General features: G+C 75.4%; 20 protein-coding genes. 12 read left to right on the forward strand and 8 right to left on the reverse strand.

Annotated features, from left to right (window positions below; genetic code table 11):
* Positions 1–128: 128 nt before the first annotated feature.
* Together C8054_RS18355 and C8054_RS18360 are read left to right on the forward strand one after the other, a co-directional pair.
* Entirely contained in the window at positions 129–365 is a 237-nt protein-coding gene (locus tag C8054_RS18355) for a preprotein translocase YidC (protein WP_107158030.1), read from the forward strand.
* A gap of 36 nt (positions 366–401) precedes the next feature.
* Positions 402–662 carry a hypothetical protein gene (locus tag C8054_RS18360; protein ID WP_107158031.1) on the forward strand — a complete coding sequence of 87 codons (261 nt, stop codon included), beginning with the start codon at positions 402–404 and terminating at the stop codon, positions 660–662.
* Here the strand turns inward: C8054_RS18360 and rnhA are convergent.
* Complete coding sequence (rnhA, locus tag C8054_RS18365) at positions 581–1,147, reverse strand: ribonuclease HI (RefSeq protein WP_107158032.1); 567 nt, start codon at positions 1,145–1,147, stop codon at positions 581–583. The genes C8054_RS18360 and rnhA overlap by 82 nt on opposite strands.
* Positions 1,148–1,251: 104 nt before the next feature.
* Here rnhA and C8054_RS18370 point away from each other — a divergent pair, with 104 nt between their 5' ends.
* Positions 1,252–2,025, forward strand: a complete 774-nt coding sequence (locus C8054_RS18370) for a tyrosine-protein phosphatase (RefSeq protein WP_107158033.1) — start codon at positions 1,252–1,254, stop codon at positions 2,023–2,025.
* 2 nt (positions 2,026–2,027) lie between these two features.
* Entirely contained in the window at positions 2,028–3,155 is a 1,128-nt protein-coding gene (locus tag C8054_RS18375) for a serine hydrolase (RefSeq protein ID WP_233219712.1), read from the forward strand.
* Here C8054_RS18375 and C8054_RS18380 read toward each other — a convergent pair.
* Positions 3,093–4,316 (reverse strand): lycopene cyclase family protein, encoded by a 1,224-nt coding sequence (locus tag C8054_RS18380; protein WP_107158034.1) that lies wholly within the window; start codon positions 4,314–4,316, stop codon positions 3,093–3,095. The genes C8054_RS18375 and C8054_RS18380 overlap by 63 nt on opposite strands.
* Positions 4,317–4,397: 81 nt before the next feature.
* On the opposite strand from C8054_RS18380, the gene C8054_RS18385 reads away from it, so the two are divergent.
* Complete coding sequence (locus C8054_RS18385; RefSeq protein WP_107158035.1) at positions 4,398–5,456, forward strand: Gfo/Idh/MocA family oxidoreductase; 1,059 nt, start codon at positions 4,398–4,400, stop codon at positions 5,454–5,456.
* Here the strand turns inward: C8054_RS18385 and C8054_RS18390 are convergent.
* Complete coding sequence (locus C8054_RS18390; protein WP_107158036.1) at positions 5,428–6,699, reverse strand: MFS transporter; 1,272 nt, start codon at positions 6,697–6,699, stop codon at positions 5,428–5,430. The two genes, C8054_RS18385 and C8054_RS18390, sit on opposite strands and share 29 nt — an antisense overlap.
* Before the next feature lie 200 nt (positions 6,700–6,899).
* Between C8054_RS18390 and C8054_RS18395 the strand changes: the two genes are divergently transcribed.
* Positions 6,900–8,081: an aromatic acid exporter family protein gene (locus tag C8054_RS18395; RefSeq protein ID WP_107158037.1), complete on the forward strand. Its 1,182-nt coding sequence runs from the start codon at positions 6,900–6,902 to the stop codon at positions 8,079–8,081.
* A gap of 43 nt (positions 8,082–8,124) precedes the next feature.
* On the opposite strand, the gene C8054_RS18400 is transcribed toward C8054_RS18395, so the two are convergent.
* From C8054_RS18400 to C8054_RS18410, 3 genes are all read right to left on the reverse strand, one after another.
* Positions 8,125–8,670, reverse strand: coding sequence for a hypothetical protein (locus C8054_RS18400; protein ID WP_107158038.1), 546 nt, complete (start codon positions 8,668–8,670; stop codon positions 8,125–8,127).
* An 88-nt stretch (positions 8,671–8,758) separates the two neighbouring features.
* Positions 8,759–9,895 (reverse strand): RNA polymerase sigma factor, encoded by a 1,137-nt coding sequence (locus C8054_RS18405; RefSeq protein WP_107158039.1) that lies wholly within the window; start codon positions 9,893–9,895, stop codon positions 8,759–8,761.
* 8 nt (positions 9,896–9,903) lie between these two features.
* Positions 9,904–10,314, reverse strand: coding sequence for a YciI family protein (locus C8054_RS18410; protein ID WP_107158040.1), 411 nt, complete (start codon positions 10,312–10,314; stop codon positions 9,904–9,906).
* 117 nt (positions 10,315–10,431) lie between these two features.
* Here C8054_RS18410 and C8054_RS18415 point away from each other — a divergent pair, with 117 nt between their 5' ends.
* Entirely contained in the window at positions 10,432–10,662 is a 231-nt protein-coding gene (locus C8054_RS18415) for a DUF664 domain-containing protein (RefSeq protein WP_158273869.1), read from the forward strand.
* Between the two features lie 100 nt (positions 10,663–10,762).
* Here the strand turns inward: C8054_RS18415 and C8054_RS18420 are convergent, their stop codons facing one another.
* On the reverse strand, positions 10,763–11,179 hold the full coding sequence (locus C8054_RS18420; RefSeq protein WP_107158042.1) for a DUF6069 family protein: 417 nt from the start codon (positions 11,177–11,179) through the stop codon (positions 10,763–10,765).
* Positions 11,180–11,350: 171 nt separating this feature from the next.
* Between C8054_RS18420 and C8054_RS18425 the strand changes: the two genes are divergently transcribed.
* From C8054_RS18425 to C8054_RS18445, 5 genes are all read left to right on the forward strand, one after another.
* Positions 11,351–12,457 (forward strand): sensor histidine kinase, encoded by a 1,107-nt coding sequence (locus tag C8054_RS18425; protein WP_107158043.1) that lies wholly within the window; start codon positions 11,351–11,353, stop codon positions 12,455–12,457.
* A gap of 218 nt (positions 12,458–12,675) precedes the next feature.
* Positions 12,676–13,338, forward strand: coding sequence for a response regulator transcription factor (locus C8054_RS18430; RefSeq protein WP_107158044.1), 663 nt, complete (start codon positions 12,676–12,678; stop codon positions 13,336–13,338).
* A 254-nt stretch (positions 13,339–13,592) separates the two neighbouring features.
* Positions 13,593–14,078 (forward strand): hypothetical protein, encoded by a 486-nt coding sequence (locus C8054_RS18435; protein ID WP_107158045.1) that lies wholly within the window; start codon positions 13,593–13,595, stop codon positions 14,076–14,078.
* A gap of 75 nt (positions 14,079–14,153) precedes the next feature.
* Positions 14,154–14,804 carry a class F sortase gene (locus C8054_RS18440; protein WP_107158046.1) on the forward strand — a complete coding sequence of 217 codons (651 nt, stop codon included), beginning with the start codon at positions 14,154–14,156 and terminating at the stop codon, positions 14,802–14,804.
* Between the two features lie 75 nt (positions 14,805–14,879).
* Positions 14,880–15,977, forward strand: a complete 1,098-nt coding sequence (locus tag C8054_RS18445; protein WP_107158047.1) for a magnesium and cobalt transport protein CorA — start codon at positions 14,880–14,882, stop codon at positions 15,975–15,977.
* 10 nt (positions 15,978–15,987) lie between these two features.
* Here the strand turns inward: C8054_RS18445 and C8054_RS18450 are convergent, their stop codons facing one another.
* A complete protein-coding gene (locus C8054_RS18450) occupies positions 15,988–16,683 on the reverse strand; it encodes a TetR/AcrR family transcriptional regulator (RefSeq protein ID WP_107158048.1) in 696 nt (231 codons plus the stop codon).
* Positions 16,684–16,726 lie beyond the last annotated feature (43 nt).

Genomic DNA, 16,726 nt, shown 5'->3' on the forward strand with positions numbered 1-16,726 from the left:
CGCTCCCCACCCCCACCCCCCGGTCCCGCCGCCGCCCCACCCCCCGCCCCTCCCGGTGAGGTGGGGGTTTTGGTGGGGGTGGGGCGGGTAGGCGGCGGCACGGGTCGACGCGATCGGGGGGCGGATCGATGGGATATCGGGCACGCGACGGCGAGGAACCCGTCGACCCGGCGCACGCCGAAGACGCCGCCGGTCAGGCTCGCCTGGTGCAGGTGGCGGCGGACACGGACGTGCCGGCCCCCACCCCGGACACGCCGGCGCCGGACGAGGTGACCGAGGACGACGGGTCCGGGATGGCCGGCGGAGCGTCCGGCAGCAGCTCGGGCGGCTCGTCGATGCCGACCCACCCCGACGCGGCCCGCTGAACGTTTGCCATCCCCGCGGGCGGGCAGGAGTGCGACATGACCAGTGAAGAGTCCTTCGGCCGCGCCGCCGGCGACGAACCCGACGGCGCCACCGCCTACGAGGCGTCCCTACGCCCGCCGGGCGAATCCCTGCACACCACGAACGACACCGGCGACGACTTCGCCGACCTGCCTGCCGAGGACCGCCGCTCGGCGCAGGACACGAGCCGCGCCGGCTACGACGTCGACGCGGTCTCCGGCACCGGCGACCCGGCCGACGAGCCGGAGGAGATCGAGGAGGGCCGGCCGCTGCGCTGAGCCGCGCGCGGGGCGGCCGGTGCGCCGGCCGCCCGCGCCTCGGTCATCCCCCGGTTGGCCAGCGCGTCGGCGCGTTCGTTCTCCGGGTGCCCGTTGTGGCCCTTCACCCACAGCCAGGTGACGTCGTGGCGCGCGCAGGCGGCCTCCAACCGCTGCCACAGGTCGGCGTTCTTCACCGGCTGTTTCGCCGCGGTGCGCCAACCGTTGCGCTTCCACCCGTCCACCCAGCCGGTGATGCCGTTGCGCACGTAGGTGCTGTCGGTGTGCAGCCGCACCGTGACCGGCCGCGTGAGGCTCTCCAACGCCCGGATCGCGGCGGTCAGCTCCATCCGGTTGTTGGTCGTCGGGGTGGCCTCGCCGCCGCACAGCTCCCGCTCGTGCCCGCCCCAGCGCAGCAGCGCGCCCCAGCCGCCCGGCCCGGGGTTGCCGCTGCACGCGCCGTCGGTCCAGATCTCCACGACCCGGCCGCTCTCCGCCTCCACCATGCCGGCAACCTACCCGGTACGCCGCCCGACCCGACCGCCCGACCCGCGTTCCCGGGTCCGGCGGGGCCACCCGCGGCGCGGTCGCCCGACTAGCGTGCGGAGCCATGACCGCACCCCTGGAGTTCGGCACCCTGTGCAACTTCCGAGACCTCGGCGGCTGGCGGACCGACGACGGTCACACCGTGGCCCGCGGCCGGCTCTACCGCTCCGACTCCCTGGCCAAACTCGCCGGCGACGACCTGGCCCGGTTCGCGGCGCTCGGCGTCCGCACCGTGATCGACCTGCGCTACCCGTGGGAGATCGCCGACCACGGCCGGGCACCGGAGAGCCTCGGCGTCACCTGGCACAACCTGAGCATCGAGCACCGCACCTACGTCCAGGCCGACATCGACCCCGACGTGGACCCGTGGCGCTACCTGGCCGACCGGTACGCCGAGGTGGCCGAGGACGGCGTGGTCGAGCTGCGCCGGGCGGTGGAGGTGATCGCCCACGACGCGCACCCGCTGGTGTTCCACTGCGCGTCCGGCAAGGACCGCACCGGGCTGCTGGCCGCGCTGGTGCTCGCCCTGCTCGGCGTGGACACCGACCAGATCGCGGCGGACTTCGCGCGCACCGAACACGCCACCGGGCGGCTGGTCGCCGAGTGGCGCGAGCGCAACGGCGGCGCGACGCCACGCTGGCCCGCGTACGGGCGGGCGCCCGAGGCGCTCATCCGGCTGGTGCTGGCCGAACTGACCACGGCGCACGGCTCGGTCCACGGCTACGTCACCGGACGGCTCGGGGTCGGCGAGGAGACCATCGCCGCGCTGCGCGCCCGGCTGCTCACCGACGACGAAAAACCGCACGACGGCGACGCGGCGCTCTGGCAGGCTCGCTGATCGTGGACAGTCGCTGGGACGGCCTGCGGGCCGAGGTGCGCGCCGCGCTCGACGACCTCGTGACCTCCGGGCGGGAGGCCGGCGTGCAGGTGGCCGCGTACCTCGACGGCGCGCCGATCGTCGAGGAGCAGGCCGGCCTCGCCGACACCGCCACCGGCCGGCCGATGACCGCCGACACGCCGGTGCACGCGGTCTCCACCGGCAAGGGCCTCACCGCCACCGTGGTGCACGTGCTGGCCGAGCAGGGCCGGCTCGACGAGGACCTGCCCCTGGCCCGGGTGTGGCCGGAGTTCGCCCGGCACGGCAAGGACGGCATCACGCTGCGGCACGTGCTCACCCACACCGCCGGCCTGCCCGCGCTGCCCGCCGACGTCACCCCCGCCGACTTCACCGACTGGTCCCGGATGTGCGACCTGCTCGCCGACGCGACACCACTGTGGGCCCCTGGCGAGCGGCTGGCGTACCACGCGTGGACGTGGGGCTGGCTGCTCGGCGAGGTGGTCCGCCGGGTCACCGGCAGACCGGTCTCCCAGGTGCTCGCCGAGGAGGTGGCCGGGCCGCTCGGCGTGACCCGGGAACTGTTCCTCGGCGTACCCGACGCGGAGCTGCCCCGGCTGGCCCGGCTGGAGGACGCCGGCCTGTCCGCGCTGATGACCTGGGCCGGCGCGCATCTGCCGCACTTCGACGCGGTCGCCCCGCCCGCGGTCCGCCCGGACACCACGACCGGCAGCGACCCCGACGTGCTGCGCGCCGACGTGCCCTCGGTCGGCACCATGAGCGCCCGCGCGGTCGCCCGGATGTACGCGGCGCTGCTCGGCCCCGTCGACGGCGTCCGACTGATCTCCGCCGAGCGGCTACGCGCGGTGTCCGCGCCGGCCGTCCGCGCCCAGGAGTGGGTGTTCCGGCAGGAGAGCACGTTCGGGCTCGGCTACGCGGTCGACGACGACGGCTCGTTCGGCACCGCCGGCAGCGGCGGCAGCCTCGCGTTCGCGTACCCGGAACTGGGGTTGACCGTGGCGGCGGTCCGCAACCGGCTCGGCGCCGGCGACGGCGACCCGATGGAACGGCTACGAGCGCTGGTGCGCGACCGGGTCGCCGAGACCCTGAGCGGGGCGCAGACGGGCCCGTAGCCGCCCGGCGGCGTCGCCGAGCACCGCACCGGTCATCGGCAGCAACGGGCTGGACCGCATCACCGCCAGATCCTCGGCCGGCGTGGTCGCGCCGTCGAGGAACCGCAGCACCCGCTCCGCCGGATTGCGGTCGAACAGCCGCTCGAAGAACTCCACCCCGGCCACGTGCCCCCGGTCCAGCGCGCGCAACGCCACCGCGTCCATCCACCGGTGCCGACCCGGGTACGCCGGCAGCGGCACCGGCGGCCGGCCCGCCGCCACCGCCCGGGCCACCTGGTCGGCCTGGCGCAGCATCGCGGAGAACGTGAACCCGGTGGACGGGCGCGTCGCCCCGCCGGCGGTGCCCAACCGCACCACCCGGCGGCTCGGCCGGACCACGAACGGGCCGTCCGTCATCGGGATCACCCCGTTCTCCACCTCCCGCACCCGCAACGCGCCCAGATCCAGCCCGAGCAGCCCGGCGTAGCCGCGCAGCGCCGCATCGTAGCCGGCGTCGTCGAGCACCGCCGGCCCGAACTCGGTGTACTCGACGAGCGCGAACCGGTCGTCGACCGGCAACACGTACCCGAACGACACGCCGCGGGCCGGCTGCGGCGTGCGGAAGTCCATCAGCACCGCCCGACCCGGATCGAAGGTCGGCCGCTCCGCCGCCAACCACCAGCCCCGGAAGTGCTGCAACCAGCTCGTCCGACCCGGCCGCGACGGCGGGCGCGGCCGGGAGTCCAGCACCCAACCGGCGCGCACCAACGCCCGCCCCGACGGGTCGCACACGGTCACCCGCTCCCCGTCGTCACGCAGCTCCCCCGCCGGCGCGGCGATCCGGACCGCGCCCAGCCGCCGCTCCGCCTCGGCAGCCCGGTCGTAGACCGGGGCGGAGCGGACCATGGCGTACCGCAGCGGGGCCAGCGGCAGGACGCGGCGGCCCGCCGCGGTGACCACCTCCACCCGCGACCAGCTCGCGCTCAACAGCGGTTCCAGGTCACCGCCCGGCGTGCCCCAGAACGCCCAGGTGCGGTCCTGGCCCCGCTTGCGGACCGGGTCGACCACCGCGACCCGCACGCCGGTCACCCCGTGCCGGTCCAGGGCAGCCAGGACCAGCGACGCGGCGCCGCCGCCGCCGACCAGCGCGAGGTCGACGTCGACCGGGGAGGATGCGGGCATCCGCCCACGCTGTCACACCGACGGGCAGCGCCGTCGGGGACCCCGCCGCCCGACGCCGCCGCGCCGCGTAGATTCGGCGGCATGACGCTGCGGGTGGGACTGCTCGGGTACGGCACGGCTGGGCGGGTGTTCCACGCCCCGCTCATCGCCGCCACTCCCGGCCTGCGGCTGGACGCGGTGGTGACCCGCGACCCGCAGCGCCGCGCGCAGGCCCAGGCCGACCACCCCGACGCCCGGGTCGTCGACGACGCGGACCACCTGTGGCGGGCGGCCGACCAGCTCGACCTGGTGGTGGTGGCCGCGCCGAACCGGCAGCACGTGCCGCTGGCCCGGGCCGCGGTGGCCGCCGGGCTACCGGTCGTGGTGGACAAGCCGCTCGCCCCGACCGGTGAACAGGGCCGGGCGCTGCTGGCCGACGCCGAAACCGCCGGCGTGCCGCTCACCGTGTTCCAGAACCGACGCTGGGACGGCGACTACCGCACCGTGTGCCGGCTGGTCGAGGCCGGCGAGCTGGGCCGGGTCACCCGGTTCGAGTCACGGTTCGAACGGTGGCGGCCCACGATCAAGCCGGGCTGGCGGGAGAGCGGCGCGCCCGACGACGCCGGCGGCGCGCTGTTCGACCTCGGCGCCCACCTCATCGACCAGGCGGTCCAGCTGTTCGGGCCGGTGGCACACGTCTACGCCGAGGTGGACCGGCGGCGGCCCGGCGCCGAGGTGGACGACGACGCGTTCGTCGCGCTCACCCACACCGGCGGCGTACGCTCGCACCTCTGGACGGGCGCGGTCACCGCGCAGTCCGGCCCCCGCTTCCGGGTGCTCGGCGACCGGGCCGCCTACACGAGCTGGGGCCTGGACCCGCAGGAGGCGGCGCTGCGCGCCGGCCGGCGACCCGACGAACCCGGCTGGGGCGAGGTCGACCCGCAGCGCTACGGACGGCTCGGCGCCGACGACGACCTGCGGGCCGTACCCACCGAACCGGGCCGCTACCCGGAGTTCTACGCCCAGGTGGCGACCGCGCTGCGCGACGGCACACCGATGCCGGTCGACCCGGCCGACGCGGTCGCCGTGGTCGAACTGATCGAGCTGGCGCACGAGGCCGCCGCGCAGAACCTCACGCTGCCGGTCCCCCCGCTGCGCTGACCGCCGGCCCGGGCGCCTCCGGGGCCGGCTCGGCGTACGCGGCGGCCACCGTCGCCCGGTCGAACACCCGCCACGTCGCGGCGATCACCACCACCGCCACCACGAACCCCACCCAGTACGGGGCGGTGATCCCGAACCGCGCCGCCACCACGCCGCCCAACAACGCGCCGACACAGTTGCCGCCCGCCGCGAGGAACAACGTCGTGCTGCCCACCCGGCCCATCAACGCCGGCGGGGTGAGCCGCTGCCGCAGCGAGTTCGCCACGATGTTCCACAACGCGCTGTGCACGCCGAACGCGAACAACGCGAACCCGACCACCGCCGCGCTGCGCGACGCCGCCAACGCCAGATGCAGACCGGCCTCCACCAGCAGACCCACCCGCACCGTCCAGGTGGCGCTCAGCGCGGCGATCAACCGGTCGCCGAGCACCGAACCGAGCAGCCCACCCACCGCCATGCAGGTGAACAACACGCCGTACCCGACCGGGCCGAGACCGAGCCGCTCGGTCGCCAGCAACACCAGCACCGCTACCGCGGCGGTCAGCGTGACGTTCAGCAACCCGATCAGCAGCGCCATGGTCCGCAGCAGCCGCTGCGACGACAACCAACGGAACCCCTCCGCCACCTCCGCCCGCACCGAACGCGTCCCGGCCGGCGCCGGCGCGCCCCGGTACGAACCGGCGAGCAGACCCACCAGCACGGCGCTGAGCGCGTACGTGCCGGCGTTCAGCGCGAACGGCACGGCCGCCGCCAACACGAACAGGAACCCGCCCAGCGGGCCGGCGACCATGTTCTGCATCACCTGGGCGCCGCCGCTCAACCACCCGTTCGCCCGCTCCAGCCGGGCCCGCGGCACCACCGCCGGCAGCACCGCCTGCGCCGCGGTACGGAACACCACCTCACCGGTGTTCACCACGAACAACACCACGTAGAGCAGCGCCACCCCGGCCCGACCGGCCAGCATCGCCGCGGCCAACGCGACGAGCGCGCCGACGCGTACCCAGTCGATGAGCACCATCAGCCGACGCCGGTCCACCCGGTCGGCCAGCACGCCGCCGGGCAGCGCGAACAGCAGCCACGGCAACCACGACACCGCCGCGCCCGCGGCGACCACCAGCGGATCGTCGGTCCGCGACGCCACGTACAGCGGGGCGGCCACCGTGGCCGTGCCGCTGCCCAACGCCGACAGCGTGCTCGCGGCCCACAGTCGGGCGAAGCGTCCGTCCAGCCGTTCCCCCGTCACGAAGCCGCAAGCTACCAGCGACGAGCCGCCCCGCCCAGCGGTTTAAGGCCGGGCCCCTTGTTAACGCCTCCGGTAGAGAAGGGGCCCCACCTCACACGTCGGCGTGCTCTCGTTACGACGCGGGCCGGTCGGGGTACCTGCGGGCGACGACCGGGCCGGCCCGGCGGACCCGACCGGTGCGACCAAGGTGAGGTACGAACATGCGGAACTGGGTGCGGGCCGCCGCCGGGCGGGTACGCCGGGACTGGGTGTCGGTGGTCGAGGCGACCGTGGCCGCCACCGTCGCCTGGGTCCTCGCCTCCCGGGTGATCGGTCACCCCGATCCGTTCTTCGCCCCGTCCGCCGCGCTGGTGGTGCTCGGCGAGACCCGGGGCAAGCGACTGCGGCAGACCGTCGAGATCCTGCTCGGGGTGGCCGCCGGCATCCTGGTGGCCGACGTCGTCGTGCAGGCACTCGGCCCGACCACCACCACCGTGTTCCTGGTGCTGGGCTGCACCCTCGGGCTGATGGTGGTGCTCGGCGCGAGCACCACGCTGACCGTACAGGCCGCCGTCTCGGCGTTGTACCTGGTCGTGGTGGCCGCGCCGAAGGGCAGTCTGATGCCGTTCCGGTTCGTCGACGCGCTGATCGGCGGCGCGGTGGCGATCGCGGCCAGCCAGTTGATCGTGGCCCGGGACCCGCTCGCGCCGCTGGTGGCCGAGGCCCGGCAGACCTTCGCCGACCTGGCCGACCTGCTCGACCGTGTCAACGACGCGCTGCGCCGGTGCGACGAGGACGCCGCCCGGGCGGCGCTGGAGCGGGCCCGCCAGGTGGACGACTGCGTGGATCGGCTGCGCGAGGCGGTGGCGGCGACCGGTGAGACGTTGCGGCTGCGGGTCCGCCGCCGCCGGCACATCGGCCAGGTCCGGGAGGTCGAGGCCACCACCCGGCAACTCGACTACGCCGCGCGCAACATCCGGGTGCTGGCCCGCGCCGGCGTGCACCTGACCCGGCTGCACACCGCCACCCCACCCGAGTTGGCCCTGGCGATGAACGAACTCGCCGACGCGCTCCGCGCCGCCGGCGAGGCCATGGTGCACAGCCTGACCGGCGACGACGACGCGCCCGGATGCGCGGAACGGGCCGACGCCGCCGCCCTGGAGGCGGTCCGGATCGCCGCGCAGTTGTTCGAGTCCCAGCCGCCCCTGCCACTCATCATGATCATCGGGCAGATCCGGGCCACCGCCATCGACCTGCTACGCGCGGTCGGCACCGACGACCCGGTCCTCGGCCGGGTCGACGAGGCCCTCGGCCTGCCGGAGTCATCCACCCCGCCGGGTGCCTGCGGTCCGCCTGCGCCGCGCGCCGACCCCGGGACGACGCCGACCACAGTGGCGGCCTGACAGCGGAGCGGGCGCTGCCGGGGCCGGCCGCGTCCCGCTCAGCTCAGTCGGCCTCGTCGAGGGTGGGGATCGGCAGCGCGACCGGGTCGCCGGGACCGCCCACCGGAACCGAGTGCGGCGGCGCCGGCCGGACCACCGCCGGTCGCCGCGAGTACAGCCGCCCCTGGCCGGCCGGACCGTTGCGGCGGGACACCTCGACCGCCACCATCCGGATCGGCGCGGGCGGCGCGGTGAACCCGGGCACACCCCAGCGCAACCAGATCGGGACCCGCCCGGCCCCGGCCTCGGCCAGCAGCTTCTCCACGGTCCGTCGACGATCGGTGTGGTCGACCTCGACGACGACCGGCGGACGGTCCGGCCGGGCGCATGCGACGTCGAGCACCGACTGCCGCCCGGACAGCGGCGGCGGCAACGGCACCACGCTCGCCGCCCGACGGTAGACCCGCCACCCCTCGCCGGTCGCCCACTCGGCCACGGCGTCGACCAGCCGGGCGGTCACCTGGTCGGTGGTCAGATCCACGAAGGTCAGCCCGTCGAGTCGGTGCGCGAGGGACGCGGCCACCCGCTCGCCGTCCAGCCCCAGATCCATGCCCGCAGGCTAGCGTGCGACCGACCCGCCGACCCCTGCGGAGCGCACCCCCGGGAACCGGCCGACGTCCACCACCTGATCCGCCAGGTCACCGGGTGTTGAGGCGGGCGGCCTGGCGGATCAGGTGGTCACGCTCGGCCAGATTGGTCGCCCGACGAGCGGCCTCGGCGTAGAGGCGCGCCGCCGTCGACCGGTCACCGTCGCGTTCGTGCAGGTACGCGGCCACCGCCGCGTGCCGGGGCAGCGCCTCGTCCAGCGCCGCGAGCGCGGCCAGCCCGGCCCGCGGACCGTCCGCCTCGCCGACGGCGACCGCCCGGTTGAGCCGGGCCACCGGGCTGTCGGTCAGGCGCACCAGCTCGTCGTACCATTCCACGATCTGCACCCAGTCGGTCTCCGCCGCGGTGGGCGCGTCGGCGTGCAGCGCCGCGACGGCGGCCTGGGCCTGGAACTCACCCAGCCGGTCGCGGGCCAACGCCGCCTGGAGGATCCGCACCCCCTCGGCGATCAGGCCGGTGTCCCAGCGGCGGCGGTCCTGCGCGGCCAGCGGCACCAGACCGCCGTCGGGCGTGGTCCGGCTGGCCCGACGGGCGTGGTGCAGCAGCATGAGGGCGAGCAGCCCGGCGACCTCGGGATGGTCGATGGCGGCGGCGAGCTGTCGGGTGAGCCGGACCGCCTCGGCCGCCAGGTCGACGTCGCCGGAGTAGCCCTCGTTGAACACCAGGTAGAGCACGCGCAGCACGGTGGCGACATCACCGGGCTGGTCGAACCGGACGCCGGACACGGTGCGCTTCGCGCGGCTGATCCGCTGCGCCATGGTCGCCTCGGGTACCAGGTAGGCCCGGGCGATCTGCCGGGTGGTGAGCCCGCCGACCGCGCGCAGGGTGAGCGCCACCGCGGACGACGGGGTCAGCGACGGATGCGCGCAGAGGAAGTAGAGCCGGAGCGTGTCGTCGGCCCCGGGCACCGGCCCGGGCGCCGGCTCCTCGTCGACGGCGTCCTCGCGCCGACGCCGGGCGGCGTCGGCGCGGGCCGTGTCGAGGAACCGGCGCCAGGCCACGGTGACCAGCCATGCCTTCGGCTCGCGCGGCGGGTCCACCGGCCAGACCCGGAGCGCTTCGACCAGGGCGTCCTGCACGGCGTCCTCGGCCGTCGCGAAGTCGGCTCCGCGGCGGACGAGGACGCCGAGGACGCCCGGGATGAGGCTGCGCGGCAGCACCTCGTCCATCGGTCGGCTCACTCCGTGATGGTGGGCGGCGAGGTCAGGAACGGGCGCAGCTCCAGCCACTCGCGGATCGGCTCGCCGCCCTGCCCCGGCGCGGCGGACAACTCCGCGGCCAGGTCGAGGGCGCGTTCGTGGCTGTCCACGTCGATCACCATCCAGCCGGCGATGAGGTCCTTCGTCTCGGCGAACGGACCGTCGGTGACCGGTGGGCGACCCTCGCCGTCGTAGCGCACGAACGTGCCCTCCGGGGCGAGCGCCTGCGAGTCGACGAACTCGCCGGTCTCCTCGAGGCGGGCCGCGAAGTCCTTCATGTACCGCACGTGCGCGGTCACCTCCGCCGGCGTCCACCGGTCCAGCAGCGGCATGTCGGTGACCGGGGTCGGGCCGCCACGGTAGTGCTTCAGCAGCAGGTACTTCGCCATGATGGGTCTCCTCGGTGCGGGTGCGGCCCATTCTGGCCGCGTTCACCCCGGGGACGGAGCCGGTCGCCGGTTCTCGACATCGGGGTCGGAAACGTTCCGTCCGCGATGCTGCTCGCCATGCGCCTGCCGGTTCCCGAGCCCGGAGCCGCCGTCGACCCGGCCGCACTCCTCCTCACCTGTCTCGACTTCTACCGCGACACGGTCGCCGACCGGCTCGCCGGGCTCGACGACGGGGCGGTCCGGCGCCCATGGGTGCCCTCCGGCTGGACACCTGTGGAACTGGCCCGGCACCTGAGCTTCATGGAGCGCCGCTGGCTGGTCTGGGGATTCCTCTCAGTGAACGGGTGATGGCCGTGCCGGGCGTCACCCGGCGTAGGGCATCCTAGGATCCTGGATTACGATCGGGTCGGGGTCGCCCACCCCCGTGCCGGCGACCCCGACCCGACGCTCAGCCGGCGGCGGTCCGCCGCAGCCCGGGCACCAGCACGGCGGCGGCCACCAGGTGCAGCGCCACCAGGGTCACCGTCGCGGGCCCACCCGCTCCGCCGCCCAGCGGACCGAGCAGGGACAGCAGCAGCACCAGCGCCGCGACCGCGGTCCAGACGGTCCGGGCCCGCCCGGTGAAGCGTTCCAGCAGGGCCAGCAACGCCCAACCGGCCAGGCCGGCGAGCAGTGTGCTGACCGCGACGGCGAACGGCGTGACATGCTGCTCGCCGCCGCCGCTGCGCGCCACCAGCTCCACCCCGGCCAGCGGCACCGCGACGACCCAGCCCAGCAGCGTGGCGACGGTGGCGGCGAGCACGGTGAGCAGCCGGTCACGGCGACGGGCCGGACGGACGCCGGCGTTCGGGATCGTGGTCTCCATCGGTGCGTACCTCCCGGTCTGATCTCCTGGCGGAAACGCTAGGTCCGGCCGGGCACCGCGCGGATCACGCCGGAGAGCGGTTCCCGTCTCCGTCCCGAGACCCAGCGCCCCGCCGCATCTCCGTCTCCCGGCCGATGAACGGCGGTGGGCCGACGGCCTAGCATCCGGGGCATGAGGTGCCCGTCCCGGTCCCGGTCCGTGCTGCTGATGATCGACGGCGGCATCGCCGCCGTCGTGCTCGGCGTGTCGCTGCTCGTGCTGCTGACGTCGGACACCCGCCCGACCACGCCGGGCGGTGTCGCCGTCGCGGTCGGGCTCGCCGCGTGGCAGGCCAGCTGTCTGCTGTGGATCCGCTACCGACCCGGGTACGCGCTCGCGATGGCCGCGGCGGCCGGCGTGGGCCTGGAGGCGCTCTGCCCGGCGCTGGGCTGGCTCGGGCTGGTGGCCGCGCCGCTGTCCTACGTGGCCCGGCTGCGACCGCCCCGGTTCTCGCTCGTCGCGCTCGGCCTGCTGCTGGCGCCCACCCCGTGGAAGCTGGTCACCGGTGACTGGCGGGACCTGCTGCTCGCGGTGACGGCGCTCGGCCTGAGCTGGTCGGTCGGCGAGTTGCTGCGCGCCCGGGAACAACGGCGCTGCGAGTGGGAGCGGCAGGTCCGCGCACGGGAACGCGAGCGGATCTCCCGCGAGCTGCACGACGTGGTCGCCCATCACGTGGCGGTGATCGCCGTGCAGGCCGTCGCCGCCGAGGACGTCTTCGACGAACAGCCGGCGCAGGCGCGCGCCGCGCTCGGGTCCATCCACACGGCGGCCCGGTCCGCGCTCACCGAGCTGCGCGCCATGCTGCACGCGTTGACCGCCGACGACGGGACCGACCCGAACGGGCCGCAGCCCGGGCTGGCCCAACTCGACGCGCTGGTCGAGGCCGTGCGGGCGGTGGGGTTGCCGGTGACGCTGCGCCGGGCGGGCGACTGCGGGAAGCTGCCCGGCGGGGTGCAGCTCTCGGCGTACCGGATCGTGCAGGAGTCGCTGACCAACGCGCTGCGGCACGGGCACGCCACCCGGGCCGACGTCGACGTCCGGTACGACGACGGGGTGCTGCGGCTCGAGGTGGTCAACGACGGCTCGCCGCCGGCCCGACGGCCCGGGACCACGGGTGGACGCGGCATCGTCGGCATGCGGGAGCGGGCCCGGCTGCTCGGCGGCACCCTCGACGCCGGCCCGCTGCCGACCGGCGGTTACCGGGTGCACGCGCGACTGCCGGTCGGCGCGGTCCGGTGAGCGCGAGGAGCGAGCCGGGCCTGCGAGCCCCGCAGTCGCGAACGAAGAAGACCCGGTGAGCGCGAGGAGCGAGCCGGGCCTGCGAGCCCCGCAGTCGCGAACGAAGAAGACCCGGTGAGCGCGAGGAGCGAGCCGGGCCTGCGAGCCCCGCAGTCGCGAACGAAGAAGTCCCGGTGAGCGCGAGGAGCGAGCCGGGGTCGCGAGCAGGAGGAGACCCGGTGACCGTGCGCGTGGTGGTCGTGGACGACCAGGAGCTGATCCGCGCCGGGCTGCGTACGGTGCTCGACGCGCGAGCCGACCTGACCGTGGTCGGCGAGGCCGCGGACGGCGTGGAGGCGGTGGCGGTGGTGACCCGGACCCGGCCCGACGTGGTGCTGATGGACGTGCGGATGCCCCGGCGGGACGGCATCGCCGCCACCCGGGAGCTGGTGGCCGCCGGCAGTCCGGCCCGGATCGTCATGCTCACCACGTTCGACGTCGACGAGCACGTCTACGCCGCGCTACGCGCCGGGGCGAGCGCCTTCCTGCTCAAGGACACCCGCCCGGCGGACCTCGCCGAGGCGGTACGGGTGGTGGCCCGGGGCGAGGCGTTGCTGGCGCCGACGGTGACCCGGCGGCTGCTGGACCGGTTCGCCGACCGGCTGCCCGGTCCGGCGCCCACCGCCGAGCGGGCCCTCGCCGCGTTGACCGCCCGTGAGGTGGAGGTGCTCACGCTGACCGCCCGTGCGCTGTCCAACGCTGAGATCGCCGAGCGGTTGCATGTGAGCACCGCGACCGTGAAGACCCATGTCTCCGCGATCCTCACCAAGCTGGGCCTGCGGGACCGGATCCAGGCGGTGGTTCTCGCGTACGACGTCGGGCTGGTCCGGCCGGCCGGCTGAGCCGCGCCGGGCGCGCGGCGGCGCTCACCTCGCTCGGCGGGCGCGGCGTTCTGTCCGCCTCGGCGCCGCGTGTGAGGGCATGTCCGCCGTCCGGTGGCGGGAGGGGGGACACCGGACGGCAACGAAGATTTCTCAATTACCCCCAGTGATCGCCTCAACCCTCCTAGTGTTGGCCACACCGGTGCTCGTCACGGAGTTGGCCACCCGAACGACGTCCCACGCAGACAGCGGACGAAAAGTGAGGGAAGACGCGGATGAAGGCACAGTCAATTCTCGGATCGGCGGCGGTCGGCGTGGGTCTCGGCGCACTGCTGCTCCCGGCCGCCGCGCTGGCGGACACCAGAGTCTCACCCGCCACCACCCCGGTCGGCGGCACGGTGGTGCTCACCTCGACGTGCAACCCGAAGGCCGGTGACGCGATCTTCCGGGTCACCGGGCCGGACCGGGATCAGAACGTCAGGTCCACCACGGCCGCGGCGGGCGGCGGGCTGAGCGCGGAACTGTTCACCGCCGGGTTCACGCTCGGCACGTACACGGTGGCCACGACCTGCGGCGACGGCAGCGACGGCGGCAGCGCCACGTTCACCGTCACCCCGATCGGCGGCGCGCAGGCCGGCGCCGGCGGCCGGGACGGCGACACCGGAGTGCTGGTCGCGGGCGGCGCGCTGGCCGCCGGCGCGGTCGCCGGCGGGGCGTACGTCCTGGTCCGTCGCCGGCGCCGGGCCGGTGTCACCGCCTGACAGCTCGTCGAGTGGGTCGCCCGCGCCGGTCCGTCCGGCGCGGGCCCCGCGTCCTCGCCGGACGGAGGTAGGACCCTGTCCCCAGCAGAGCGTCGGGCGGGTGGGCCGTCGCGGGCCCGCACCGCCGCCGTCGTCACCGCCGTCACCCTGGCCGGGGCCACCGGCGTCGGGCTGCTCTCGGCCGGGCTCGGTAGCACCTCGGCGTCGCCGCCCCAACCGGGCGCGTCCGCCGCGCCGGCCACCGAGCGCCCCGGTTCCGCCGGTCCGGCGCTCCCCCGCGCGGCACCGCTGCGGGTGGTCATCCCCCGCATCGGCGTCGACGCCGAGATCGTCGCGGTGGCCACCGACGACGACGGCGCGCTGGAGGTGCCGCCGCTGGAGCACCCGGAGGTCGCCGGCTGGTACCGGCCGGGTCCGGCGCCCGGGCAGGCCGGCAACGCGGTGCTGGTCGGGCACGTCGACTCCACCCGCGGGCCGGCGGTCTTCTTCGACCTCGGTCGGCTGCGTCCCGGCGACACCGTCCGGGTGGTGCGGGCCGACGGCCGGACCGTGGCGTTCACCGTGGACGGTGTCGGCGCGTACCCGAAGGCGCGTTTCCCCACCGAGCGGGTGTACGGCGGCGGCGCGGCGGCCCGGCTGCGGCTGATCACCTGCGGCGGTCGGTTCGACCCGCGCACCGGCAGCTACCCCGACAACATCGTGGTCTTCGCCACCGCCGCCGGTTGACCCGGGCCGGGCCCCACCGCCACACCGCCGGGCCGTACGGTAGGCCGTCGGTTTCCCGGCGGGCGGAGGTGTGCGGTGGACCGGATCCGGTGGCGGGAACGGCTGCCCGGCCTCGTCGGGCGCCTGCTCGGACGCGACCGTCCGGTGGCCGGGAAGCGTCCACGCCGGACCAACCCGGACGCGGTGGTCGACTGCGCGGTATACGTCGCCGGGCGGCGGGAGCCGGGCCGGCCGCACTACGCCGACGCGTACGCCCGGGCTCGCCACGGCCGCCGCGCGTTCGTCTGGCTCGGGTTGCACGAGCCGGGCGCGGCGGTGATGGCCGCGGTCGGCCGGACGTTCGGTCTCGACGAGGCGTCGGTGGAGCAGGCGCTCGCCGACGGGCACCGGCCCACCGTGCGGCGCCTCGGCGACGTGACGCTGCTGGTGCTGCGCAGCGCCGGCTACGTCGAGCACGGTGAGCTGACCGCCACCTCGGAGGTGGTCGACACCGGGGACGTGCTGGTGTTCCTCGGCGACCGCTTCGCGCTGACCGTCCGGCACGGCGCCACCGGCGCGCTCGCCCCGGTACGCGAGGCGGTGCAGCGCCGCCCCGACATGCTGGCCCAGGGCCCCTGGGCGGTGGCGTACGCGGTCTGCGCCCGGATGGTCGAGCTGTACGGGGAGGTCGCCGAGCACCTGGAACGTGATCTGGAACGGGTCGAGGAGAGCGTCTTCGCCCGCGAGCACGGCGCCGACATCCAGCACCTCTACCAGCTCAAACGGGAGGTGGTCGAGTTCAAGCGGGCGGTGCTGCCGTTGAGTGCCCCGCTGCGCGCGCTGCTGGACCCGTCCGACGCCGGCCCGCCGACCGCGCTGCGGTCCCGCTTCGTCGCGGTGGCCGACGACCTGGCCCGGGTGGTCGAGCGGATCGGCGCCTACGACGAGTTGCTCACCTCGCTGGTCCAGTCCCGGCTGGCGCAGCTCGCGGTGGAGCAGAACGACGACATGCGCAAAATCGCATCGTGGGCGGCGATCGCCGCCTCGCAGACCGCGGTGGCCGGCGTGTACGGGATGAACTTCGCGCACATGCCGGAGCTGCACTGGCGGTACGGCTACGGTGGCGCGCTGCTGCTCATGGCGACGCTGGCGGTGACGCTGCACCGGTTGTTCCGCCGCTCCGGCTGGCTCTGACCGGCCGTATTCACCGCCGTTCGGGCGGCGTACCGCGCTCGGCCGCGACCCGGAGCAGGCCGGTGAGACCCTCCTCGAACAGCAGGTCGTCGCTCCACCGGCCGTCGTCGAGGTGACCGGAGGCGGTCAGCGTCGGATAGGCCTCGGCGCTCGCGGCCACGTGGGCGCGGGCGGCGGCCCGCGCGTCGGGGTGCGCGCTCCGGCGCCAGGTGGCCTCGGTCAGCGACGCGCCGATGACGTAGTTGGCCAGCATCCGGGTGACCACCGCGAGCTGCCGGCCGTGACAACCGCCGCGCACCAGCGTGGCCTGGAGGAACTCGGTGCGGGCCAGCACGTTGGGGCCGAGCATCGGCCGACCGACCAGCCCCGGCGCCCAGGGGTGGTCGAGCATCGCGGCGCGCCACGCGCGGACGAGAGCCCGGACGTCGTCCCGCCAGTCGTCGCTGACCGGCGGGACCGGCACCTCGCCGAAGATCCGGTCGACGGCCAGGTCCAGGACGTCGTCCCGGGTCCGCACGTGCCAGTAGAGCGCGGTGGGCGTCACGTCGAGGCGCTCCGCGAGGCGACGCATCGTCAGGCCGTCGACGTCGTGCCGGTCCAGGAGGGAGACCGCCGCGTCCACGATGTGCTCCCGGGTCAGCGGCGGTCTGCGGCGCGCCCGGGTCGGCTCCGTCCGGAGCCACACCGGCGGCTGGGTGGCGGTCATGACGCCATCATAAACAGTGGACAGCCAACTTAACGGCGGTAAA

The sequence above is a fragment of the Micromonospora sp. RP3T genome, from assembly GCF_003027925.1.
In the GTDB taxonomy this organism is placed as follows: domain Bacteria; phylum Actinomycetota; class Actinomycetes; order Mycobacteriales; family Micromonosporaceae; genus Micromonospora.